Annotated in this window: 22 protein-coding genes and 1 tRNA gene; 17 read left to right on the top strand and 6 right to left on the bottom strand. The window is 60.7% G+C overall.

The window, feature by feature from the left end:
* Positions 1 to 31 precede the first annotated feature (31 nt).
* Together AB8B02_RS22370 and AB8B02_RS22365 are read right to left on the bottom strand one after the other, a co-directional pair.
* Positions 32 to 301 carry a GlsB/YeaQ/YmgE family stress response membrane protein gene (locus tag AB8B02_RS22370; RefSeq protein ID WP_309942377.1) on the bottom strand — a complete coding sequence of 90 codons (270 nt, stop codon included), beginning with the start codon at positions 299 to 301 and terminating at the stop codon, positions 32 to 34.
* Positions 302 to 328: 27 nt separating this feature from the next.
* Positions 329 to 958, bottom strand: coding sequence for a YidB family protein (locus tag AB8B02_RS22365; protein WP_231078917.1), 630 nt, complete (start codon positions 956 to 958; stop codon positions 329 to 331).
* Positions 959 to 1,091: 133 nt separating this feature from the next.
* On the opposite strand from AB8B02_RS22365, the gene AB8B02_RS22360 reads away from it, so the two are divergent.
* The 3 genes from AB8B02_RS22360 (at position 1,092) to AB8B02_RS22350 (ending at position 3,614) form a co-directional block, all read left to right on the top strand.
* Positions 1,092 to 2,108 carry a 2-dehydropantoate 2-reductase gene (locus AB8B02_RS22360; protein WP_439065195.1) on the top strand — a complete coding sequence of 339 codons (1,017 nt, stop codon included), beginning with the start codon at positions 1,092 to 1,094 and terminating at the stop codon, positions 2,106 to 2,108.
* A gap of 472 nt (positions 2,109 to 2,580) precedes the next feature.
* Positions 2,581 to 2,838, top strand: coding sequence for a hypothetical protein (locus AB8B02_RS22355; protein ID WP_231078919.1), 258 nt, complete (start codon positions 2,581 to 2,583; stop codon positions 2,836 to 2,838).
* 338 nt (positions 2,839 to 3,176) lie between these two features.
* A complete protein-coding gene (locus AB8B02_RS22350) occupies positions 3,177 to 3,614 on the top strand; it encodes a CAP domain-containing protein (protein WP_309942386.1) in 438 nt (145 codons plus the stop codon).
* 21 nt (positions 3,615 to 3,635) lie between these two features.
* On the opposite strand, the gene AB8B02_RS22345 is transcribed toward AB8B02_RS22350, so the two are convergent.
* Both AB8B02_RS22345 and AB8B02_RS22340 read right to left on the bottom strand, forming a co-directional pair.
* Positions 3,636 to 4,361, bottom strand: coding sequence for a hypothetical protein (locus tag AB8B02_RS22345; protein ID WP_309942388.1), 726 nt, complete (start codon positions 4,359 to 4,361; stop codon positions 3,636 to 3,638).
* A gap of 329 nt (positions 4,362 to 4,690) precedes the next feature.
* Positions 4,691 to 5,071 carry a hypothetical protein gene (locus AB8B02_RS22340; protein WP_309942390.1) on the bottom strand — a complete coding sequence of 127 codons (381 nt, stop codon included), beginning with the start codon at positions 5,069 to 5,071 and terminating at the stop codon, positions 4,691 to 4,693.
* 193 nt (positions 5,072 to 5,264) lie between these two features.
* Between AB8B02_RS22340 and AB8B02_RS22335 the strand changes: the two genes are divergently transcribed.
* Positions 5,265 to 5,341: transfer RNA gene (locus AB8B02_RS22335), tRNA-Arg, on the top strand.
* A gap of 60 nt (positions 5,342 to 5,401) precedes the next feature.
* Here AB8B02_RS22335 and AB8B02_RS22330 read toward each other — a convergent pair.
* Together AB8B02_RS22330 and AB8B02_RS22325 are read right to left on the bottom strand one after the other, a co-directional pair.
* Entirely contained in the window at positions 5,402 to 8,131 is a 2,730-nt protein-coding gene (locus AB8B02_RS22330) for a bifunctional diguanylate cyclase/phosphodiesterase (RefSeq protein ID WP_439065194.1), read from the bottom strand.
* 106 nt (positions 8,132 to 8,237) lie between these two features.
* Positions 8,238 to 8,987, bottom strand: coding sequence for a GntR family transcriptional regulator (locus AB8B02_RS22325; protein WP_439065193.1), 750 nt, complete (start codon positions 8,985 to 8,987; stop codon positions 8,238 to 8,240).
* A gap of 227 nt (positions 8,988 to 9,214) precedes the next feature.
* On the opposite strand from AB8B02_RS22325, the gene AB8B02_RS22320 reads away from it, so the two are divergent.
* The 13 genes from AB8B02_RS22320 (at position 9,215) to AB8B02_RS22260 (ending at position 20,862) form a co-directional block, all read left to right on the top strand.
* Entirely contained in the window at positions 9,215 to 10,456 is a 1,242-nt protein-coding gene (locus AB8B02_RS22320; RefSeq protein ID WP_439065192.1) for an alpha/beta hydrolase family protein, read from the top strand.
* Between the two features lie 2 nt (positions 10,457 to 10,458).
* On the top strand, positions 10,459 to 11,106 hold the full coding sequence (locus tag AB8B02_RS22315) for a cysteine hydrolase family protein (protein WP_439065191.1): 648 nt from the start codon (positions 10,459 to 10,461) through the stop codon (positions 11,104 to 11,106).
* Between the two features lie 37 nt (positions 11,107 to 11,143).
* Entirely contained in the window at positions 11,144 to 12,028 is an 885-nt protein-coding gene (locus tag AB8B02_RS22310; RefSeq protein WP_320445755.1) for a polysaccharide deacetylase family protein, read from the top strand.
* Positions 12,025 to 12,732: a fumarylacetoacetate hydrolase family protein gene (locus tag AB8B02_RS22305; RefSeq protein ID WP_439065190.1), complete on the top strand. Its 708-nt coding sequence runs from the start codon at positions 12,025 to 12,027 to the stop codon at positions 12,730 to 12,732. Before AB8B02_RS22310 ends, AB8B02_RS22305 begins: the two co-directional genes overlap by 4 nt.
* 2 nt (positions 12,733 to 12,734) lie before the next feature.
* On the top strand, positions 12,735 to 13,619 hold the full coding sequence (locus AB8B02_RS22300; protein WP_093757501.1) for a polysaccharide deacetylase family protein: 885 nt from the start codon (positions 12,735 to 12,737) through the stop codon (positions 13,617 to 13,619).
* A gap of 19 nt (positions 13,620 to 13,638) precedes the next feature.
* The gene (locus tag AB8B02_RS22295; protein WP_068729440.1) at positions 13,639 to 14,490 is read left to right on the top strand and encodes a branched-chain amino acid ABC transporter permease; all 852 of its coding nucleotides are present in this window, start codon (positions 13,639 to 13,641) and stop codon (positions 14,488 to 14,490) included.
* Positions 14,487 to 15,449, top strand: a complete 963-nt coding sequence (locus AB8B02_RS22290) for a branched-chain amino acid ABC transporter permease (protein WP_439065189.1) — start codon at positions 14,487 to 14,489, stop codon at positions 15,447 to 15,449. Before AB8B02_RS22295 ends, AB8B02_RS22290 begins: the two co-directional genes overlap by 4 nt.
* Positions 15,450 to 15,494: 45 nt before the next feature.
* Positions 15,495 to 16,754: an ABC transporter substrate-binding protein gene (locus tag AB8B02_RS22285; RefSeq protein ID WP_439065188.1), complete on the top strand. Its 1,260-nt coding sequence runs from the start codon at positions 15,495 to 15,497 to the stop codon at positions 16,752 to 16,754.
* A gap of 62 nt (positions 16,755 to 16,816) precedes the next feature.
* Positions 16,817 to 17,572, top strand: a complete 756-nt coding sequence (locus tag AB8B02_RS22280; protein WP_158596725.1) for an ABC transporter ATP-binding protein — start codon at positions 16,817 to 16,819, stop codon at positions 17,570 to 17,572.
* Complete coding sequence (locus AB8B02_RS22275) at positions 17,565 to 18,269, top strand: ABC transporter ATP-binding protein (RefSeq protein ID WP_439065187.1); 705 nt, start codon at positions 17,565 to 17,567, stop codon at positions 18,267 to 18,269. The genes AB8B02_RS22280 and AB8B02_RS22275 overlap by 8 nt, the downstream gene beginning before the upstream one ends.
* Positions 18,270 to 18,276: 7 nt before the next feature.
* Positions 18,277 to 18,471 (top strand): hypothetical protein, encoded by a 195-nt coding sequence (locus tag AB8B02_RS22270; protein WP_147421581.1) that lies wholly within the window; start codon positions 18,277 to 18,279, stop codon positions 18,469 to 18,471.
* The gene (locus AB8B02_RS22265) at positions 18,471 to 19,856 is read left to right on the top strand and encodes an amidase (protein ID WP_439065186.1); all 1,386 of its coding nucleotides are present in this window, start codon (positions 18,471 to 18,473) and stop codon (positions 19,854 to 19,856) included. The genes AB8B02_RS22270 and AB8B02_RS22265 overlap by 1 nt, the downstream gene beginning before the upstream one ends.
* A 16-nt stretch (positions 19,857 to 19,872) precedes the next feature.
* Positions 19,873 to 20,862 carry an amidohydrolase family protein gene (locus tag AB8B02_RS22260; protein ID WP_439065185.1) on the top strand — a complete coding sequence of 330 codons (990 nt, stop codon included), beginning with the start codon at positions 19,873 to 19,875 and terminating at the stop codon, positions 20,860 to 20,862.
* Positions 20,863 to 20,909: the final 47 nt, after the last annotated feature.

Here is a 20,909-nt window from a genome sequence, read left to right as displayed (position 1 = left end):
CGAGGCTTTTTCATTCTCGATTGCTGGCACGTCAGCGATTGCCCGGATCGGAAATCATCCGGCGGGCGACCAGTCTGTTCCAGATGAACAGCACCACCAGCGCGCCGATCGTGGCGGTGATGAAGCCGGCACCCTGGTTCGGGCCGTAATGGCCGATCTGCTGGCCGATGAACGTCGCCAGGAATGCGCCGGCAATACCCAGGATAGTGGTCAGGATGAAGCCGCTGGGATTGTTCGGTCCTGGCGATAGAAGGCGGGCGACAATGCCAGCGACAAAGCCCACAACGAGAATCCAGATCATAGCAATATCCCCTCTTTCAAGTGCGCGTTAAACCCAGCTGGACTTAACTTCGTCTTCCGTGGGTAGCCGGCCATGCGGTGTGAACTGATTAACGGCATCGGGCAGTTCGTTGCTCAGCTCCGCGAGAAGCTGCTCGCGGGACATGCCGGTGCGCGACGTCAGTTGCGCGATCTGATCCGCGCCAAGTGCGGCGCCGAGATCGTTAGGTGAAATCTGCTTGTTCGGGCCGGAACTGACCCAGGAATCCGCGGCGTCGCCATGGCCGTTCTGCTGGAACTGCTTGAGCAGGTCGCCGAGGCCACCGCTAAGCACGCTGCCGGCAGCTCCACCCGCCAACAGACCGCCGAGCGGGCCCTTCAGAAGGTCGCCGAGGCCGCCACCGCCTGCTGCAGTGCCAGAATTTCCGCCGAGGAGGCCGCCAAGCATACCACCGAGGCCACCATCCTGCACGCTGGCCTGCGTTGTATTCGGCGGCGGGATTTCTTGCGCGTGCCCCTGTGCCGCCGGTTGGCTACCAGTGAAGTGCTTGTAGCCTTTGTAGGCGAGCAGCGCGAGGATCGCCATCGTCATCGGCGACATGCCGCCGCTCTTGTCGTCGGGATCGCTGGGGCCACGCGGCCCGTTGGCCATGCCATTCAGAATGTCGAGCAAACCCATGATCATCTCCTGTTCTGCCAGCCCGGCGAAAGCATAGCTGCGCGGTATGACGCCTACAAGGCGTGTCGGTTCCGCCGATAGGCAGCGCTGCGGCATTTTGCTAGTAACGGATGCTGGATGAACGGGAGATGACGTGATCGAAACGCGGCCCATTTGTATCGCCGGTGCCGGCAGTATCGGCTGTTTCGTGGGCGGCATCCTGGCGGCAGCCGGCCGCGACGTCGCCATACTGGCGCGGCGGCGCATCGTGGACAGCATCGAGGGGCACGGTCTGAGGCTGACGAGCTTCGAGGGACTTGATCAACGTCTCGCCCCCGGCCAGCTGCGGCTGTCGGATGACCCCGCCATCATGAGCGAGGCGAAGATCATTCTGGTCGCGGTCAAGAGCGGCGATACGGCGGAGATGGCGGGGCTGATCGCGGATCATGCAGCGCAAGACGCGATCGTCGTCAGCCTGCAGAACGGCGTCGGCAATGTTGCGGTCCTCCGCGCAGCTCTGCCCGGGCGCCGCATCCTCGGCGGAATGGTGCCATTTAATGTCATCGCAAAGGACGATGGTCATGTTCACCGCGCAACGTCCGGAAACATCGTCGTCGAACGCGATGGGGCCGATACCGCTTCGAAGCTATCCGTGCCGCATCTTGCCGTCCTTGCGAGCGACGATATCGTCGGTGTCCAGTGGGGTAAGCTGCTGGTCAATTTGAACAACGCGCTCAATGCGCTGTCGGATATACCGCTGCGGTCGCAGCTTGCACAGCGCGCGTGGCGCTCGTTATTCGCCGATCAAATGGCGGAAGGCCTGGCCGTTCTGAAAGTCGCCGGTATCAAGCCCATCTCGGCGACGCCGATCCCTGCGCGACTAACGCCGCATTTGCTGCGGCTACCTGACGGCCTGTTCAATATGCTGCTCGGGCGGACGATGAAGATCGACGCAAATGCGCGCTCGTCCATGTGGGAAGATCTGCAGCGCGATCGACGCACCGAGATTGACTATTTGCAGGGTGTCGTCGTTGAGCTGGCGGCGAAATATCAGATCACGGCTCCGCTATCGCTGCGCGTGATGACACTGATCAAGCACGCAGAGACGTCAGGCAGGGGATCGCCCGCACTCACGCCAGATCAGATTCGCAGTGAACGTGAAATTGATTGAGCTGAAGGGAGTGTTGGACCGGCTTCGGCGCTATCATTACGAGAATGTTACTAATCATTTCGGCTACTATCGGTGGACTCAACTATCCGAATGCTCCAATTGCGTCTGCCGGTCAATGCGATGGTACCATTATCCGTTGCATTCGCATCAAGCCGATGATTATCCGTTAAATATCAATTGCGGATACGCGTCGGTGAATTCTCAGTAAATGAGATGTAAAGCGTCTTTTAGCCCGTTATTCGCAGACGAGTAGCAGTTCGCGTCGTGAAGAAGGCTCGCAGGAGTGCGGCTGGTTCAATACTAGACATCATGATGTGACATCAGGGGCTATGTCATTCGCGACATCTTTAGTATAGAAGGCCGCGTGATTTGACGGTGGTTCGCGCTTCGCGCCGGGCTGGGCGTTTGATCCTTTCATATCATCGGCAAAGCGTGTGCCGGTCGAATTATTCAACTAACAATCGGAGCTACAATGGCCAAGAAAGCGAAAAAGAAACTCGTCCGTCGCGAGTACACCAAGGAAGACGTGAAGATCCTGAAGGCGCATTCGAAGGCCCAGACCCCGCTCGAGAAGATTTCCAAGGAGATGAAGCGCACCGGTGGTTCGCTGCGTCAGAAAGCCATCAAGCTTGGCATTCCGCTCGGTCATCGTCGCCGCAAGGCGAAGAAGGTTGCCACGAAGGCTACCAAGGTGACTAAGACTGCAAAGGCCAAGAAGGCCAAGAAGTAAGCTTTCGTACTGAACGAAGCCGGCCTGAAGTTCGTTAGCGCTTCAGGCCGTTTTCTTGGGTGGAGCGATCGATGCGAACCCTGTTTTTGAAGGTCTTGAAGCGGAAATCCTGCGCCGCTATCACTGTGGTTGCGGCGATACTAAGCATTGGTGCAATCGCACCTGCATTTGTGGTTCCTCCGACGGTCACCCCGTCGCCGGGTTATGATGCCCGGCTTGCCGAGCAACGACGCGCGACTGAAGTGCAGGCGCCTGCGCATGCTCGCAAGCCCGCTGCCGCGATCGTCTGCGCAACGTCGTCGGTATAGTCATTGAATTTGATCCGTGAAGCGATTGTCATGACCTACCGCCCCCTGAGGTTGTTTGTGCTCTGTGGTGCGTTGATCGTAGCAACCATTGTCGAAAGCAGAGCGGCGGATTATGCGAGCCAGATCAGTGCCTTTCGCCGAGCGCACAAGCTCTCCTCTGTCACGCTGGACAGTAAATTGAACGCGGTCGCGCTTGCTCAGGCGCAGGCGATGTCATCCAGTGGCAAGGTCAGCCACGAGGTCGGCGGTGTTTTCTCCGCGCGTGTGGGGAAGCTCCGCAAATCCAAAGCAGCAGAGAATATCGCGGCGGGCTTCCTGACATTTCCCGAAACGTTGAAGCAATGGGAAGAGAGCCCAGGTCATCGCGACAACCTGCTCATGTCCGGCGCACGCAAGGTCGGCGTCGCTTACGTCGCCAATCCCAAGTCGCCCTACCGGATGTTCTGGGCGATGGTGATCACGGATTAATACTCGAGGGGTTGTTATGTCTCAGGTGCGCTTGGTCTTGGCCGGCGCGGGCGTGCCGAATAGCGCGTCCTTGATGTCTTTCAGCCCCGATGACAATTTGGACCATCCGCAGGCAAGCGGCTCGATCGCGCAGTCCGGCTCCTTGGCGCGCACTTTGGGCCGAGGCCTGGGTAGCACGACAGGCTTCGCATCGCTTGGGGTTTCCGCGGTCTGCCGAAAGTCCGTTTCGAGCGCAGCCTGGGTTTGCGCCTCGCGCTGCTTTTCAGCGAAGGCCGCGACGATGACGCTGCGACGCTGATTGTCCAGATAGATCTTGTACTGCTCGTCGATCGCCTTCTGTTCGGCCGTGGTTGGGTTCGGGCCAGCGATATCGAAGCTGCGGTTCTGCATGAAGTCGTGATACGTATAGCCGCCACCGCGCTTGCGCCGTCCCGCGAACTTGCTTTCGCAATCCGACAGCGCCACAGCTTTGGCGTCTTTCGAAGCCGTCGATTTTTCGATGCGCTCGGCGCAATCTTCATAATCCGCAGGCGCGGCAGTCCACCATTGCGCACGGGCAGGCGAAGACATCAACGCGAGACCGGAGAGTGATGCGGTCGTCAGTAGCGCAAATATGAGTGACTTGTATGCGGACAAATGAGCCACGTAGGTTCCGATGTAGATAACAAACCCAATTCTCGCCATTTGTGGGCCATTTTTCAACCTCGGATGTGTTACTTCTCCCCGCTTTTGGAGCAAGTGCAGCATGACTGCATCAGTGCGGTCATGTGGTAGGCAAACCGGCGTTATTTCGCGATACAACGCTGATGTGGAAGTGTTTTCAGGGAGAGATCTGTTGCTGCTCTCATATCACCGAAATTGATGACCTCAGAGTTTTGAGTCATTCTGACAGTAGTTTTCGGATCGCGCTCCTACTCGACGCGCAATCACCTACACGGGACCACACGTAGTTCGTGAAGCGATGGGCTTGCGTCCGATGGAGCGGTGTCGTCGTTTCGTGCGCTTGGAACTCTATCCGATAACAGACACGAAAAAGGGCGGTCCTTGGGGCCGCCCTTTTTCTGATGTCAGTTGTATTACTGGCAGATGTGTCGTCGGCCGTCCTCGCCGCGGAACCAAGTTCCCGGCTGACACACGAAGCCCATGCGCTGTGCGTAGGAATCGCGCGGGACGCCATTGTAGCCATCATAGGAATTGTAGCTGTTCCGGAACGGCGCAGTTGCGATGGCCCCGGCGGCGCCCACAGCCGCCCCCGCGACACCGACCGCGCCGCCAACCACGCCTGCCGCAACGTCACCCGGCCAGAAGCCCGAATCACGATAGCCGCTATCGACTGTACTGGCGCGATACTCCTGCGTGGCCTGCGCCCGGCGATTCATCGGGTCCTTTGCCATCACTGGCGTAGCGATCAAGCCAGAGACCACGGCAGCAGCAGCAAGAAGTTTCATCTTTGTCATGCGGGATTCTCCATCGTTATTATGACAACCAGCCAACGATGGGCGGTCCGAGACGTTCCGATAGATGTCCCGATCTTTTAAGGGCATCTGTCGCCGGTTCCGGCCCCGTCCTATTTGAACTGCCAACGGGTAGCGATGATCGAACGGCTCTGGTATGGAACTGTCCATGCCCGGTGTTCCTGACCGGGATCGCGGTCCCGTAGCTCAGCCGGATAGAGCGACGGTTTCCTAAACCGTAGGTCGCATGTTCGAGTCATGCCGGGATCGCCAGCTTTCTGTCTGTTTAATCCAAAACAGGCCATTTTCGCGACGACTTCGGACCTCCTGGTGTCAGGCGACGGCGATCTCGCGCTTCTGGAGCATGGCGCGAATCTCTCGTGACGGCTTGGCGGCACTGAAAAGAAAACCCTGCATCTGGGTACAACCGAGCATACGCAGTGCGTCGAGTTGATCGGCTGTCTCAACACCCTCCGCCGTGGTGATCATGTTGCGGGCGGCAGCGATGGTTACAACCGCCTGTACGATCGATGATGATCCGCCGGGCGCCACGATGTCCCGGATGAAACTGCGGTCGATCTTGACCTTGTCGAACGGGAATCGCTGCAGATAGCTGAGCGACGAATAGCCGGTCCCGAAATCGTCCAGCGCAATCCCGACACCAATGCCGCGGAGCTGATGGAGGATCGCGAGCGCCATCTCGTCATCGCGGATCAGCACTGTTTCGGTGACCTCAAGTTCGAGTCGGTGAGCTGGCAAGTTGGCTGCCACGAGGGCTCGAGTGACATTCAAGGCCAGGGTTTGCGTCGTGAATTGAATCGGCGATACATTGACAGCGAGCTTGATCGGCGCCGGCCAGGAGGCGGCCTCAGCGCATGCCGTTCGCAATACCCAATTGCCGAGTTCGGTAATCAGGCCGGTTTCTTCGGCGATCGGAATGAACTCTGTCGGTGAAACCATGCCGCGAACGGGATGCCGCCAGCGGAGCAACGCTTCGCAACCAATAATCTCGTTGCTGGCGATATCGACGACGGGTTGATAGTGAACCTCAAGTCCGTCTTCCGCGAGCGCCTTCCGCAGATCCTGCTCCAGCGCGCGCCGCGCCCTTGCGCCTTCATCCATGGCAGGCTCGAAGAAGCGAAAGGTGCGCCGTCCAGCGGCCTTGGCGCTATACATTGCAAGGTCGGCATGTCTCAGCAATTCGTCGAGATCGGAGCCGTCATCGGGGGCTACAGCGATTCCGATGCTGGCATCGGTCGTGATCTGGTGACCAAGGCATTCATAGGGCTGCCGGATGGCGTCATAGAGCGGCACCACCAGATGAGTGACATCGCTGCGGCGGGCAATTCCCGTATGCACGATGGCGAATTCGTCGCCGCCAAGTCGCGCGACAAAGCCCGCATTACCGACACAGCTGCGCAGCCGCGTGGCCACGATTTTCAGCAGTTCGTCGCCGATCGCATGACCGAGCGTGTCATTGACGCTCTTGAATTCATCGATATCGATATAGAGAATCGCAAATCGCGCGCCGTCATGGAGCGTTGCGATTTCCGCTTCGAGGCGCTCACGGAACATCACCCGATTGGGGAGATCTGTCAGAGCGTCGTAATGCGCGAGATGGGCAATGCGCTCTTCCGAACGTTTGCGATCGGTGATGTCCTCGAGCGTCGAGGCCCAGCCGCCGTCCCCCGATCTCTGAACGAGGATCTGGATCGAACGACCATCCGGCGTGGTCAGCAGCGTATCGTGGACGGGGCCTTCAGCGACGCTTCGCAAGAACGACGTGCAGTACTCGTCGACATCGCCGATGAAGGTTCCGTTGTCCTTGCGATGCTGGATGAGGTCGCGGAAATAGCAACCTGGCTTCACGATCTTGTCGGATAGTCCGAACATGTCGATGAAGCGCTGATTGCAGACGACCAGCCGGCCATAGGCATCGAACAACAGCAGGCCCTGCGTCATATTGTTGATTGCAGTATCGAGATGTGTCGATTTTTGCGCCAGCATCCGTTCGGCCGAGCGGTGCTGGCGGTTCAGCTGCCGGACGATCAGGAACAGCGTCGCCAGGATCACCAATGCGGCAAGTGTCGCACCGATGATTTGATATTTGGTCTGCTCGCGCCAGTCATGCAGGGCCGCGGGCATGCTGGTGGTCGCGACGATCATCACGGGAGCCGCCGCGAGGCGCCTTGCGGAGCCCAATTCGTCTTCCCCGTCGATGGGGCTGATATAGTGCCCCGTCGAGGTTCCGCCCGTCGACCAGAGGTCCTTGAAGACTGAGCTGTTGCTGAGGTTCTGGCCGATAACGGTCTCGTTCTGCGGATAGCGAGCAAGCACGGTGCCGTTGCGGTGGATCATCAAGATCTTGGCGTCTTTTTCGAGCGCGAGGGATGCGAAGAAGCTCTCGAAGTGAACCGGCTCGACGCCGCGGCTGATGATGCCCATGAATTCGCCGTGGCGTCCGATCAGCTTGCGCGAAAACACGGCGGTCCATGCACCAGTCACCCTGCTGATGACGGGTTCGGCCAATACGACCGCGGGCCCGTTGTCGGCCTGCAGCGTCTGGAAATGCTGACGGTCGGCAATGTCGATGGCAGGCACCGGCCAGGTTTCCGACGAGTTGAGCAGCTTGCCTTCGGAATCGAACAGGTTGATGCCGCCGACATAGGGCAGGCTGCTGAGCTTGGTGCGTAGCATGCGGTGGACGTCGATCCCCGACATCAGATGCTGATAGGCGGCGCTGTTCTGGATGTTGGCCGACTTCATATAGGTGATGACGTCGTTCTGGATGCCCTGCAGGTCTCCGAACTGCTGGTCGAAGTGTCGTGCGACCAGCAGAACCGTGTTGTCCAGTTCGCGCTTCTTGCTCTCGATGGCGCGGTCTCTGAAATGGACGGTGATGTAGGCCGTGCCGATGGCGATGGCGGTAATCAGCAGGCAGCCGCACAGGATGAGGCCTTGGATCGGCCCGCCTTGAAATCGGAAACGGCGCAGCGCGGCGAAGCCAGCAAGGCCGCCAGCGCCATCAGACCGTTCCCCGGACTTTGCGTCGTTTTGCCCCATGCGTAGTTTTGTACCGGGGGGACCGCCAACGCGCCGTTACGAACTTCGGTGAATGATAGGTTAAGACGCTGCGCCATCGCGACGATGTCGATACGCCGCCGGTGGCCTATCCCGCCGCCGAACCATTGACGATATCGGCCTGCTCGCCGCGCTCGATCAGCGATTTGACCAGCGAGGATTTCACGCCGGAGACGTGTTCGCGCATCAGTACCTCCGCGCGCCAGGGCTCGCGGGCCAAAATGGCGTCGTAGATCCGGTGATGATCATCATGACGCCGGCGTACGTCGCGATGCTCGAAGGCGACGATGTTGCGGCTCGATGACATCGGCACGTGGTGGCAGATCCGGATCATCTCCGCCAGCATGCGGTTACGGGCGGCGCCCAGCAGGGTGTCGTGGAAGTCGCCATTGATACCGCGATAGATGGTGAGATCGCCTTCCGCGAACTCACCGCGCGCCAGCAGCTTGTCGCCGGCGACAAGGCTTTCCTCGATGATGGCGCGCTCCTCGGCGCTCAGTCCACGTTCGGCGGCGAAGCGTGCGGCCACGCCTTCCAGCGATGCGCGAATTTCATAAGCATCGACGATGGCCGAGAGCGGGAATTCACGGACGGTGAAGCCGCGATTGGGGGCGTAGTCGAGCAGCCCTTCGCCGGCCAGTGCCTGCAAGGCGGCCCGGACGGGGGTCCGCGAGACCTCCAGCGTCTTGCTGAAGCGGACCTCGTTGATCCGTTCGCCTGCGCTGACCGTGCCATCCAGAATGGCGTCGCGGATCTGATCCGTCACCGATAGCGACCGGTTAGCGGCGCGGCCGGGGCCGCCAGCTTCAGGCGGCGGCAAGGGGGATGAGTCGGGCATCGGTGGTGCTCCGCAGCAAAGTGAATACAATTAAATCCGAGTGTGATCCGTCTTTGCTACTCAGCATACAGGAAAGCGCTATTTTGCTGCATAAATATCGCGCACAAAGGGGAGGCAATTCGCGGAAATGATGAGCATAGGGAAAAGTGTATGTAATTCTGATTGACTCGTGACCCGAACCCGCAATGATGCGGTCACGTTCACAAGAAGCAGGCGGTACGCGTCTCATGGCGGCAGGGAAGTCGATCGGCGAAAACGCCATCGAGGAGATCACGGCGGATCGCACCCCGCACTATGAGCCGTTTGGCTGGCATCACTGGCCGGAGCATCCCTGGCTTGCCTATCAATTCCGCCGCGGTCTCGGTGAGACCCAGGAAGGCGGGGGCAGCGTGTCCGAGGTGATGCTGGCCGGTTCGCGGATGATCCCGGGCGATCTCGAAAGCTGGCATAAAGAGTGGATGGTGATCGCGGATGCCAATTGGCAGCGCGGCTTGGCCCAAGAGAGGCTCGGCCACATCCGCACGGCGATGAACTGTTTCCTGCGGGCTGCCGATTATTACCGCCAAGCCGAATTTCATCTCGAGCCGACCGATCCGCGACGGCTGCCGACCTTCGAGAAGATGGAAGCCTGCTCGCATAAGTTCATTTCCTATCTCAATCCGCCCGGCGAAGTGGTCGAAATCCCTTATGAGCCGGGCAAGCCGATCTGCGGCTACTTCATCCGTGCGCCATTTCCGGGAGACAAGCTGCCGGTGCTGATCTGCATGGGCGGTCTCGACTCCATCAAGGACGAGATGTGGTTCATGCAGGCCCATGGTTGCCTGCAGCGCGGCATCTCGGTGCTGATGGTCGATCTGCCCGGGCAGGGCGGTACCTTGCGCCGCCACGGACTTGCAACCCGCGCCGATACGGAAGTGCCGGTCGGCAAATGTATCGACTGGCTCGAAAAGCGCGCCGATGTCGATAGCTCGCGCATCGCGGTCTGCGGCTCCAGCATGGGCGGTTACTACGCCGCGCGCGCCGGCTGTTACGAGCATCGCCTCGCGGCGGTGATCTCGCACGGGGCTGTCTGGTCGGTGCATGACATGTGGGGCCAGAAGGGCGACGACTTCGGTCTGGCGATGCATATCCGCTGGGTATTTGGCGCCAAGACCATGAAGGAAGCTCATGAGGTGATGAAGCCCTTTACGCTGAAGGGTCATCTCGAGCACATGAAGTGTCCGTATCTCGTGCTGCATGGCGGCCACGACGTGCTCACGGTGACCGCGGCGCGCTCGACCTATGACCACGCCATTGCCAATGGTGTCGATGCGACGTTGCGCGTGCTTGAGCCGGATGAGACTGGCGCTGAACATTGCCAGCACGACAATCCGACGATTGGTCAGGAAGTGCTGGCCGACTGGCTCGCCGACAAATTCAAGATCGATCAGCGCGCGTTGCTGAAGACCTCATTCAACCCGCTGGTGTGATCATGAATCTCGGTGTCAATCAAATCAAGGCTGCCGTCGTTGCGATCGACCTGCATCGCGGTCATCTGGACATGTCGGTGGCGACCATGCCGACCACGCGGGATGTCGCGAAGACGGTGATCGCTGCCAATAAGCGGCTGTTCGACTGGTGCCGTAGTGTCGGCATTCCCGTGATCCACCAGGTCACGTCCTATCGCGACGAGGCCGAGATCCGCGCCAACCCGTTCTGGCGGACCCGCGCCGAGGATCCAAAAGCAACGCGCAAGAATGTGATGAGGCACAATATCATGGGCGGCCCCGGTTGCACCGTGATGCCGGAGCTGCTCGACCCCAGCGACTTCATCGTCAACACCAAGAAGCGCTACGATTGCTTCTTGGGCACCGATCTCGATTTCGTGTTGCGTTCGCACGGCGTCAATACACTGCTCATCACCGGCGTGAACACTAACTCCTGCGTATTGGCGACGACGACGGCTGCCAATGTGCGCGACTACTCGGTAATCGTCGTCGAGGACTGTGTCGACAGCATGGACGGGCCAGAGTTGCATGCCGCCGGCCTTGCCTGCATCCGCACCGCCTTCGGTTTCGTGATGGATACCGATGCCGTGATGCAGCTCGATGGCCTCAAGGGTGCAGGACGCGCCGCATGATCCCATACAATTTCCCACTTTCGAAGGGCATCCAGCCATGACCGGTCCCATGCAGCCGCGCGAGCGTTGCGACTACTCCGCCATCGTCGATCGTCCCAAGCTGAAATTGCCGGGCAACGCCCGCATGATCGTCTGGACCATCGTCAATCTCGAGGTCTGGGATATTGCCAAGCCGATGGCGCGCCAGGTGCTGCCGGCGCCGACCGGCATTCCGCTGCTGCCCGATGTCGCCAATTGGGGTTGGCACGAATACGGGATGCGTGTCGGTGTCTGGCGTTTCTTCGATCTCTACAAGAAGCTCGGCATAAAGCCCACGCTGTCGATCAATGCGCGCGTCTGCGAGGATTATCCACGCGTGGCTCAGCAGGCGAAGGACGCCGGCTGGGAGTTCATGGGCCATGCCTATGAGCAGGGGCCCATCCACAAGGAGGCCGACCAGAAAGCGATGATCAACCGCTCGATGGATGTGATTGAGAACTTCACCGGCAAGCGCCCGGTGGGCTGGCTCGGGCCGGGTCTTACGCAGACGCTGGAGACCCCGGAATTCCTCGCCGAAGCCGGCGTGAAATATATCGGTGACTGGGTCTATGACGATGAACCGACCGTGATCCGTACCGAGAAGGGGCCGCTCACAACGCTGCCTTACACAGTGGAGATGAACGACATCCCGATGATGATGGTGCAACATCACGAGAGCACGCAGCTCCTGAACCGTGCCAAGGATCAGTTTGATCGCCTCTATGCTGAAAGCGCCGAGCGGCCGAAGATCATGTCGATCGCGATCCACCCGTATATTTCGGGTCAGCCGTTCCGCATCAAGTATCTCGAAGCGATCTATGACTATGTGAACCAGTTTGAAGGCGTGGTGCATTGGAATGGTGCCCAGATCCTCGACTGGTACAATACCCAGGTGACCAAGTGAGCGTGACGTCCCAGCAGATGCTGCCCGCAATTCCCCTCACCGGCGTGCCGGTCGTGGGTGGCGGCTTTTTCCCCGTACGCCGCGTCTATTGCGTGGGGCGCAACTATCTCGACCACATCCGCGAGATGAAGGAAGCCGACGAGCGCGATCCGCCGTTCTTCTTCCAGAAGCCGCGCGACAGCGTGGTGCCGGACGGCGCGCGCGTGCCTTATCCGGCGTTCACCGAAGACTTCCAGTTCGAGGTTGAGCTGGTGCTGGCCATCGGACGCGGCGGCCGCGATATCGCGGTGGAGGATGCGCTCGATCACATCTGGGGTTATGCCGTTGGCATCGACCTCACCCGTCGCGACCGCCAGCGCGATGCCCGCGATATGCGACTGCCTTGGGAAATGGGCAAAAGCTTCGACGCGTCCGCGCCTTGTGGCGAAATTGCGCCAGCACGCGATGCCCGGCATTTCAACAATTGCGCGATCACGCTGTCGGTGAACGGCGTCGAGAAGCAGCGCGGCGATATCGGCCAGATGATCTGGAGCGTGCCGGAGATCGTGGCGCAGCTGTCGAAGCAGATGAAGCTCGAGCCGGGCGATCTCATCTATACGGGCACGCCTGCCGGCGTGGGCCCCGTCGTTCCGGGCGACGTTATCGACGCGCGGATCGAAGGCCTGCCGTCGCTCGGCATTACCATCGTTAAGCCGGAGACCTGATCATGTTGCCGACCGAACGCATTTCCTACTCGCCGATTGACGCTCGTCCACCGCTGAAGCTGCCGAATGGCAAGCGCATGGCAGTGTGGATCATCGTCAATGTGGAGGAATGGGACGCCAAGCAGCCGATGCCGCGTACGGTGCTGACACCGCCGGCCGGCGGCTCGCCGTCGCCAGACGTTCCGAACTGGGCCTGGCACGAATACGGCAATCGTGTCGGCTTCTGGCGCATGCTGAAAGTGTTCGACGACTACAAGCTCCCCGCCGCGCTGGCGATCAATGGCTCGGCAATCGCCGCTTACCCGCCCATCGTCGAGGCAGCCAAAGCGCGCAACTGGGAATTCATGGGTCACGGTTTCACCCAGCGCAATATGCAGAAGGTTGAGAACGAACGCGAGGATATCCGCAAGACTGCCGAGGTGATCGAGAAGGCCACTGGCAAGCGGCCGCGCGGTTGGCTCGGGCCGGGTCTGACCGAGACCTGGGAAACGCCGGACCTGCTGAAACAGGAAGGCTATGACTACGTCGCCGACTGGGTACTCGACGATCAGCCCGTATGGCTCAAGACCACGACGACACCGATTGTCAACGTGCCCTATACGCAGGAATGCAATGACGTCGCGATGATGCTGATCCAGCATCACAAAGCGTCGGAATATTACGACCGGGCCATCGACCAGTTCGAGCAGATTTACGAGGATTCCGAGAATTCGGCCCGGGTCATGGCATTGGTTGTGCATCCCTACATCATGGGCGCGCCGCATCGCCTGAAGCACTTCCGCCGGATCTTCGAGACCATCCAGAAGAAATCCGACGTGGCTTTCATGACCGGCGAACAGATTCTCGATTGGTATCTTTCGGTCGGACCGAAAGCGCCAGAAGCATAGATCAGGCAAGCAGCAGGGCATGAGTCTCTTTCAACTCCTCAACGGCCTGACCTTCGCCGCGTTGCTGTTCGTCGTGGCAAGCGGCTTCACGCTGATCTTCGGCCTGCTGCGCATCGTCAATCTCGCGCATGGCGCGCTGTATCTGTTTGGCGGCTATATCGGCTATAGCGTTGCGGTGAAGACCGGCAGCTTTGTGCTCGGCGGTATCGGCGCCATGGCGGCGATCGCGGCCATCGGCTTCGTGCTTGATCAGGGATTGCTCCGCTTCGTACGCGGCAATGAGCTGCGGCAGGTGCTGCTGACGCTCGGCGTTGCCTTTTTCCTCAACGATCTCGCGCTGGTGATCTGGGGCGGCGACAGTTTCACGGTGCCGATTCCGGAGATGTTGCGCGGCGGCACGCGGGTGTTCGGCACCTTCTATCCGATCTACCGGTTGTTTGTGCTGGGGATGGGCATCTTCGTCTTCATCGGCCTGTGGGTGCTGCTCAATCATACAAGGCTCGGCGCGCTGATCCGCGCCGGCGTGGACGATGCCGAGATGGTCGAAGCGTCCGGCGTGAATATCCGCCGTGTCTTCCTCTTCACCTTCCTGTTCGGTTCGGCGCTGGCCGGCCTTGGCGGCCTGATGGGAGGTGCGTTCCTGTCGCTCTATCCCTCAGCGGACGCGGAAATCCTCACCTTTAGTCTCGCCGTCGTCATCATTGGCGGGCGTGGCAGCCTCGTCGGCGTCGGTGTCGGTAGCCTGCTGGTCGGGCTTCTGAATACGCTCGGCCAGGTGATGTTCCCCGAACTCGCTTATTTCGTGATCTTCGGCCCGATGGCGGTGTTGCTCGCATTCCGCCCGCTCGGCCTGTTCGGACGTGCCACATGATGCAGCCCGTATCCAAAACATCAGTTCTCGCCGGCATGACTAGCCGTGCGCTCGTCATCGCCGGGCTGGTGGTGATCGTCGCGGCCTGTCTGCCGATGGTGCTGTCGAGCTATCAGGTCGGCCTCGCCACCGAAGTGTTGATCTTCGGAGTCCTTGCCATGTCGATCGACATTCTCGCCGGTTTTGCCGGCCGGACTTCCCTCGGGCATGGTGCCATCTTCGGTGTCTCGACCTATGTCGTCGTCTACGCGACCGGCCAGGCCGGTCTGTCGCCCTGGGCGGGCTTCGCGCTTGGTGTGCTGGCGGCCACCGCGGTGGCCTCGGTATTTGCGCTGCTCGCAGTCCGCACCTCCGGCGTCTACTTCCTGCTGCTGACGCTGGCGCTCGGCATGATCGTGTGGGGCGTCTGCTTGCGCTGGACGCAGGTCACCGGGGGCGAGAACGGCATGCGCGCCGATGTGCGGCCGGCAGCCCTGATGAGCCACAGCGCGTTCTATTGGGCGGTGCTGGCCGGCGCCGTCATTGTATCTTTTGCCATGTGGCGGTTCGTGCGATCTCCGTTCGGCCTGACGCTGCGCGGCATCCGAGACAGTGAAAGCCGCATGCGCAGCCTCGGCTACAATGTGCCACTGCATCTGTTCATCGGTTTCACGGTGTCCGGCATCTTCGCCGGTATCGCCGGGGGCCTCTACGCGATGTTCAACAATTTCGTCAGCCCTTCGACCGTCGCGCTCGCGCAATCGGTGGAAGGCGTGTTGATGATGATCGCCGGCGGTGTCGGCACGTTGTTCGGCGCCTTTGTCGGGGCAGCGGCGATCATCGTGCTGGAGAACATCGTCAGCTCCTACACCGAACGCTGGCTGATGGTTCTCGGCATCACATTCGTTCTCATCATGATCTTCGCCCCCGAGGGCATCATAGGCAAGCTGCGCGCGATCACCTCGCGCAAGGTGCGATAAGTCGGTTTCACGTTTCAATCGGGTTGCTCACGAAAGGACTTCGAGATGGATCGCAGGCAATTTCTCAAGAACACTACGGCGGCCGTCGCTGCCGCGGGCGTCGGCGTCGCTCCGTGGCGCTCCGCACAGGCCCAGGCTGGCCCGATCAAGATCGGTCTGCTGGCGCCGCTGACCGGCGTTGTCGCTTCGGGCGGCAAGGAAATGGTCGAGGGTGTGCAGTTCTATCTCGATCAGGTGAAGAACGAGATGGGCGGCCGCAAGGTCGAGCTGGTGATCGAGGACGATGCGTCGAATCCCGACACCGCTTTGCAGAAAGCGCGCCGTCTGGTCGAGCAGGGCAATTGCCACATGCTGATCGGCAATCTGCTCGCCAATACCGGCCTTGCTGTCGCCAACTACGTTAAGGGCACCGGCACGCCCTACTTCATTCCGATTATCGCGGCTGACGATCTCACCCAGCGCGCCCGCATCAAGAACGTAATCCGCGTCGCCGGCTATTCTGCCAGCGCCTTCACCCATCCGTTCGGTGATTGGGCCCTGAAGCAGGGCTACAAGAAGATCGCCACCATCAGCCAGGATTACACCTTCGGCCACGAACAGTGCGGCGGTCTCGCCCAGGTGTTCACCGAAGGGGGCGGGCAGATCGTGCAGCAGTTCTGGCATCCGCTGAACACTGCCGACTTCAGCCCCTATCTCGGCCAGCTTGCCGATCTCAAGGTCGACGCGATCTTCGCGATGGAGACCGGCGCGGACTCGACTCGTCTGATCCAGCAATATGCGTCGTTCGGTCTGAAGGAAAAGACGCCGCTGTTGATGGCGATGAACGGCACCGACCAGTCGGTGATCCGCACCATGGGCCCCGAATGCGAAGGCATCATCGCAGCGGCACATTTCGCTGAAGGTTCGGACGTCCCGACCACGGCAAAGTTCGAGAAGGATTATGAGGCGAAGTACGGCAAGATCCCGTCGCTCTACGGTTTCTCGATGTATTCCGGCATGATGTGGATCGATGCCGCGCTGAAGAAGATGGGCGGCAAGGTCGAGGATCGTGAGGCTTTCATTGATACGGTGCTCAAGACCGAGCTCGACAATTCGCCGCTCGGCAAGACCGTGAAGTTCGACGACTACGGCAACCCGATCTACGACGTCTACATTCGCAAGGTCGTCAAGCGCGCCGATGGCAAATACTGGAACGTGCCGATCGAGACCTATCCGAATGTCTCGCAATTCTGGAAGTACGATCCGGCGACCTATCTGAAGCAGCCGCCTTACTCGCGGACCTTCCAGGGCATCAAGAAGATCTGATTCAATATTGCTGACATCGAGGCGCGGCCGTGTCGCCGCGTCTCGTTCACTGGGAATTATTCGTGTCCGATCCGATCCTGACGCTGACAGATGTGGTAGTGGCCTTCGATGCCTTGCGGGCGGTCGATGGCGTCAGCCTGATTGTGCCGCGGGGCCAGCGCCGCGCCATCATCGGCCCCAATGGCGCCGGCAAGACCACATTGTTCAATGCCATCGCCGGCGCGCATCCGCCGACCTCCGGCAAGATCACATTCAATGGACACGACGTGTCCAGACTGCCGCCACACCGGCGTGCGCAGCTCGGCATCTCGCGTACCTTCCAGATCACCAACCTGTTCCCCACGCTGAGCGTGCAGGACAACATGATGCTGGCGCTGCGTGGATTGAAGCCGAAGAAGTTTTCGCTGTTCGGCTCGCCAGATGCGGACGAGGGTGAGGCTACACGTATCGCGGCCGCGCTGAATGCCGCACGGATCGCCGAACGCGCGGACATCATCGTCAAGGAAATGTCCTATGGCGAGCAGCGTCAGCTCGAAATCGCGATTGCGCTGGTGACGACGCCAACCATGTTGCTACTGGATGAGCCCGCGGCCGGCCTGTCGCCGTCGGAGCGCTCGATGATTGCCGAGGTGATCCGTTCGCTCGATCCGGCGATCACCGTGATCCTGATCGAACACGACATGGATCTGGCACTCGGTCTGGTCGACTACGTCACCTGCATGTTCGAAGGCCGCGTGCTGGTGGAGGAGCCGCCGGAAGGCATCCGCCGCAACAAGCAGGTTCAGGAAGTCTATCTCGGGAAGCCGCGTCATGCTTGAGGTCAAGGATCTGCACAGCGGTTACGGCGACGCGGTCGTGGTGCGCGGTGCGTCGCTTGAGGTGCGCCCTGGCGAGATCGTGGCGCTGCTCGGCCGCAATGGCATGGGCAAGACCACCTTCATTCGCTCGATCATGGGCCTGACGCCGCCGCAGGTGCGCTCGGGCACGATTACCTGGCGCAGCGATAGCCTTATTGGTCTGCGTCCCCATGATATCGCCAATCGCAAGATTGCGATCGTGCCGCAGGGGCGGCGGCTGTTTCCGTCGCTGACGGTGACCGAACATCTGACCATGCTGAAGAGCGCGCGCGCCAAGGACGGCTGGACGCTCGATCGCGTATTCGGCATTTTCCCGCGGCTTGCTGAGCGCCGCTATCACCGCGGTGGCCAATTGTCTGGTGGTGAGCGCGGCATGCTGGCTGTGGGCCGTGCGCTGATGATCGACCCCGAACTGGTTCTAATGGACGAGCCGTCCGAAGGCCTCGCGCCGGTGATGGTGCAGCACCTCGAAAGCATCATTCTCGATCTTAAAAAGGAAGGGCTGTCGATCCTGCTGGTCGAGCAGAATCTCTATAGCGCGCTGGCCGTCGCCGATCGCGTCTACATTATGGAAACCGGGCAGATCGTGCATCACGGCACGTCGCAGGAAATGAATGAGCAGACTGACGTGCTATTCCAGCGCCTCGGCGTGCATTGAGGTGATCATGAGCGAAGACCTATTGCGTCAAGTCGCCGCCGAATTGAACAAGGCGCCTGGCGCCGCTGAACGCACACCGCGCATGACGGGGCTGGTCGTGGAAAACAACACGCGCGTCGCGACTGCGGCTATTCAAGACATGGCGTTCGATTCGACGCCCTACGCCTATCAGGCGTGGCTCGCTGGCATGGACAAGCGCTGATGCAGAGCGCGATTGCAGCCCTTGATCTCTGCGCCCTCGCGGATGCTGTCGCTAAAGGCGAAGTTACGTCCGTGAAGGCGACAACGGTGGCGCTGGAACGGCTCGATCTGATCGGCCGCAAACTGAATGCCGTGGTGCGGCTTGACGACGAACGGGTGCTGAACGCGGCCGAAGCCGTCGACAAGTTGCGCGCATCGGGAGCGGCATTGCCAGTACTGCATGGCGTGCCCCTTGCACATAAAGACCTCTTCTATCGCGCCGGTGATCTGTCCGGTGGCGGCTCAAAAATCCGGGCGGACTTTCGCGCCGACGTGACAGCCACGGTGATCGCTCGGCTCGACGCCGCCGGCGCGCTCGATCTCGGCCGGCTGCAGCTGGCTGAATTCGCGATGAGTCCGACGGGCTATAACGAATCGCTGGGGCATGCACGCAACCCATGGAATCCTGGGCATGTGCCGGGCGGCTCGTCCTCTGGTTCCGGCGTCGCCATCGCCGCGCGCCTCGTGACCGGCTCGCTCGGGACGGATACCGGCGGTTCACTACGTCATCCCGGCGCGATGTGCGGCCTGATCGGGCTGAAGCCGACCTGGGGACTGGTTCCGACCGATGGTGTGATGCCGCTATCTGCCTCACTGGATTGCACGGGACCTCTGGCTCGTACCGCACGGGATGCCGCGCGACTGCTGTCGGTGATCGCGGATCGCGACTATGAAGCGACGCTCGACAGGGGTGTGACCGGGATGCGCATCGCAATTCCCGGTGGGTACTACCGCGAGCTCCTGCATCCGGATGTGGCGACTGCGCTCGACGAAGCCGTGAAGACGTTGCGGTTGCTCGGCGTCACCGTCGTCGAGACCTCACCGCCGGATATGGCCTTGATCAACGCGCTGATGCAGATCGTCATGAGCGTCGAGGCCGCGACGATCCATCGCCGCTGGCTAATCGACCGCCCGCAGGATTATGCCGATCAGGTGCGCTCGCGCATCGAGCCTGGCCTGCTCTATCCGGCGACCCGTTATGTGGAAGCGCTGTCGCTGCGTACGCAGATCACCCAGCAATGGATCGCGTCCTGCATCGGATCCGCCGATCTCGCGCTTCTGCCGGCGATCTCGATTCCGGTACCGACCATCGCGGCGACCACGGAAGGCAACCCCGCCGACGTCGCTGCTGTGATCGGCCAGCTCACACATTGCACCCGCGGCATCAATTATCTCGGCCTACCCGGAGCGTCAGTGCCGTGCGGCTTCGATGCGGCAGGTCTGCCGATCGCGTTCCAGCTGGTCGGCCGCCCCTATGCCGAGGCCGATATCCTGCGCGCCGCTCACGCCTATCAGGGCGCGACCGACTGGCATCATCGCGTCCCCGACGCTGCCGAACTGAACTAGGAAAAAGAGATTCCGAATGCCCATCATCGATATGCACACCCATGCCCTCAGCAAGCGCGTCGAGCCGCTGGTGGCCGGGCACTACGATCCGATGGACAATCCCTATCGCCGCGACATGTCGCCCGCGAGCCGCGAAACTGATGCAGAGCAGGGCAAGCTGCTGCCGGGCTTGATGCTCGACATCGCCAAGCGCCGCGAGATGATGGCGAAGATGGGCGTCGACTTTCAGGTGATCGCGCCGGCACCGGCGCAACAGAACTACTGGGCCGACGAAGATTTGCAATGTGCGCTGTCGCGCGTGCAGAACGAAGACATTGCCGCGCTTGCGGCGCAGGATCCTGCACATTTCGCCGGGATGGGTACGCTGCCGATGCGGTTTCCCGGGCGTGCGGTGGAGGAGGCGGTTCATGCAGTCGAGCAGCTCGGCCTGCGCGGATTCCAGATCGATACCCGCGTCGAAAACCTCGAACTGTCCCATGCCGCCTTCGATCCACTCTATGCGCGGCTTACCAATCTGCGCGTACCGCTGTTCGTGCATCCCCTGGGCTTCTCCCATGGCCAGCGGCTCGGCGATTTCTTCATGGTCAACAGCGTCGGCCAGCCCATCGAAGAGACGATTGCGATCGCCCACTTCATCATGGGTGGCATTTTAGACCGGCATCCGGATCTCGACGTGGTTATCGCTCATGGCGGTGGTTTCTACCCATTCTACGCAGCCCGACTGGATCACGCCTGGAAGGTGCGTCCGGAAGTACGCCGGCTCACGGCAGATGCGCCGTCGACCTATCTTAGGCGGCTCTGGTTTGACACCTGCGTTTTCTCTGCGGAGCTGATCGACAACCTGATCAAGACGGTGGGCCTCGATCGCGTTATGATGGGCTCGGACTACCCGTTCGACATGGGGGACCCCGATCCGGTAGGGCTGGTCAACAAGGCCAAGCTATCGGACACTGATCGTCAGAAAGTCCTGTTCGGTAATGCGAGCCGGCTGTTCAAGATCGGATAAGCTCCTGCCTCGTTGCGGCAAGGTGCGGCACAAGAGGCAAAACCTGC

The organism is Tardiphaga sp. 862_B3_N4_1 (genome assembly GCF_051811085.1).
Classification (GTDB): Bacteria; Pseudomonadota; Alphaproteobacteria; order Rhizobiales; family Xanthobacteraceae; genus Tardiphaga; species Tardiphaga robiniae.
This window is presented reverse-complemented; position numbering and strand designations above follow the sequence as displayed.

What these genes read in the sequence shown, in the direction of transcription:
- AB8B02_RS22370 (WP_309942377.1), bottom strand. Translation starts at nt 301, where the DNA reads ATGATCTGGATTCTCGTTGTGGGCTTTGTCGCTGGCATTGTCGCCCGC.
- AB8B02_RS22365 (WP_231078917.1), bottom strand. Translation starts at nt 958, where the DNA reads ATGGGTTTGCTCGACATTCTGAATGGCATGGCCAACGGGCCGCGTGGC.
- AB8B02_RS22355 (WP_231078919.1), top strand. Translation starts at nt 2,581, where the DNA reads ATGGCCAAGAAAGCGAAAAAGAAACTCGTCCGTCGCGAGTACACCAAG.
- AB8B02_RS22350 (WP_309942386.1), top strand. Translation starts at nt 3,177, where the DNA reads ATGACCTACCGCCCCCTGAGGTTGTTTGTGCTCTGTGGTGCGTTGATC.
- AB8B02_RS22345 (WP_309942388.1), bottom strand. Translation starts at nt 4,361, where the DNA reads ATGCTGCACTTGCTCCAAAAGCGGGGAGAAGTAACACATCCGAGGTTG.
- AB8B02_RS22340 (WP_309942390.1), bottom strand. Translation starts at nt 5,071, where the DNA reads ATGACAAAGATGAAACTTCTTGCTGCTGCTGCCGTGGTCTCTGGCTTG.
- AB8B02_RS22330 (WP_439065194.1), bottom strand. Translation starts at nt 8,131, where the DNA reads ATGGGGCAAAACGACGCAAAGTCCGGGGAACGGTCTGATGGCGCTGGC.
- AB8B02_RS22325 (WP_439065193.1), bottom strand. Translation starts at nt 8,987, where the DNA reads ATGCCCGACTCATCCCCCTTGCCGCCGCCTGAAGCTGGCGGCCCCGGC.
- AB8B02_RS22320 (WP_439065192.1), top strand. Translation starts at nt 9,215, where the DNA reads ATGGCGGCAGGGAAGTCGATCGGCGAAAACGCCATCGAGGAGATCACG.
- AB8B02_RS22315 (WP_439065191.1), top strand. Translation starts at nt 10,459, where the DNA reads ATGAATCTCGGTGTCAATCAAATCAAGGCTGCCGTCGTTGCGATCGAC.
- AB8B02_RS22310 (WP_320445755.1), top strand. Translation starts at nt 11,144, where the DNA reads ATGACCGGTCCCATGCAGCCGCGCGAGCGTTGCGACTACTCCGCCATC.
- AB8B02_RS22300 (WP_093757501.1), top strand. Translation starts at nt 12,735, where the DNA reads ATGTTGCCGACCGAACGCATTTCCTACTCGCCGATTGACGCTCGTCCA.
- AB8B02_RS22295 (WP_068729440.1), top strand. Translation starts at nt 13,639, where the DNA reads ATGAGTCTCTTTCAACTCCTCAACGGCCTGACCTTCGCCGCGTTGCTG.
- AB8B02_RS22290 (WP_439065189.1), top strand. Translation starts at nt 14,487, where the DNA reads ATGATGCAGCCCGTATCCAAAACATCAGTTCTCGCCGGCATGACTAGC.
- AB8B02_RS22285 (WP_439065188.1), top strand. Translation starts at nt 15,495, where the DNA reads ATGGATCGCAGGCAATTTCTCAAGAACACTACGGCGGCCGTCGCTGCC.
- AB8B02_RS22275 (WP_439065187.1), top strand. Translation starts at nt 17,565, where the DNA reads ATGCTTGAGGTCAAGGATCTGCACAGCGGTTACGGCGACGCGGTCGTG.
- AB8B02_RS22270 (WP_147421581.1), top strand. Translation starts at nt 18,277, where the DNA reads ATGAGCGAAGACCTATTGCGTCAAGTCGCCGCCGAATTGAACAAGGCG.
- AB8B02_RS22265 (WP_439065186.1), top strand. Translation starts at nt 18,471, where the DNA reads ATGCAGAGCGCGATTGCAGCCCTTGATCTCTGCGCCCTCGCGGATGCT.
- AB8B02_RS22260 (WP_439065185.1), top strand. Translation starts at nt 19,873, where the DNA reads ATGCCCATCATCGATATGCACACCCATGCCCTCAGCAAGCGCGTCGAG.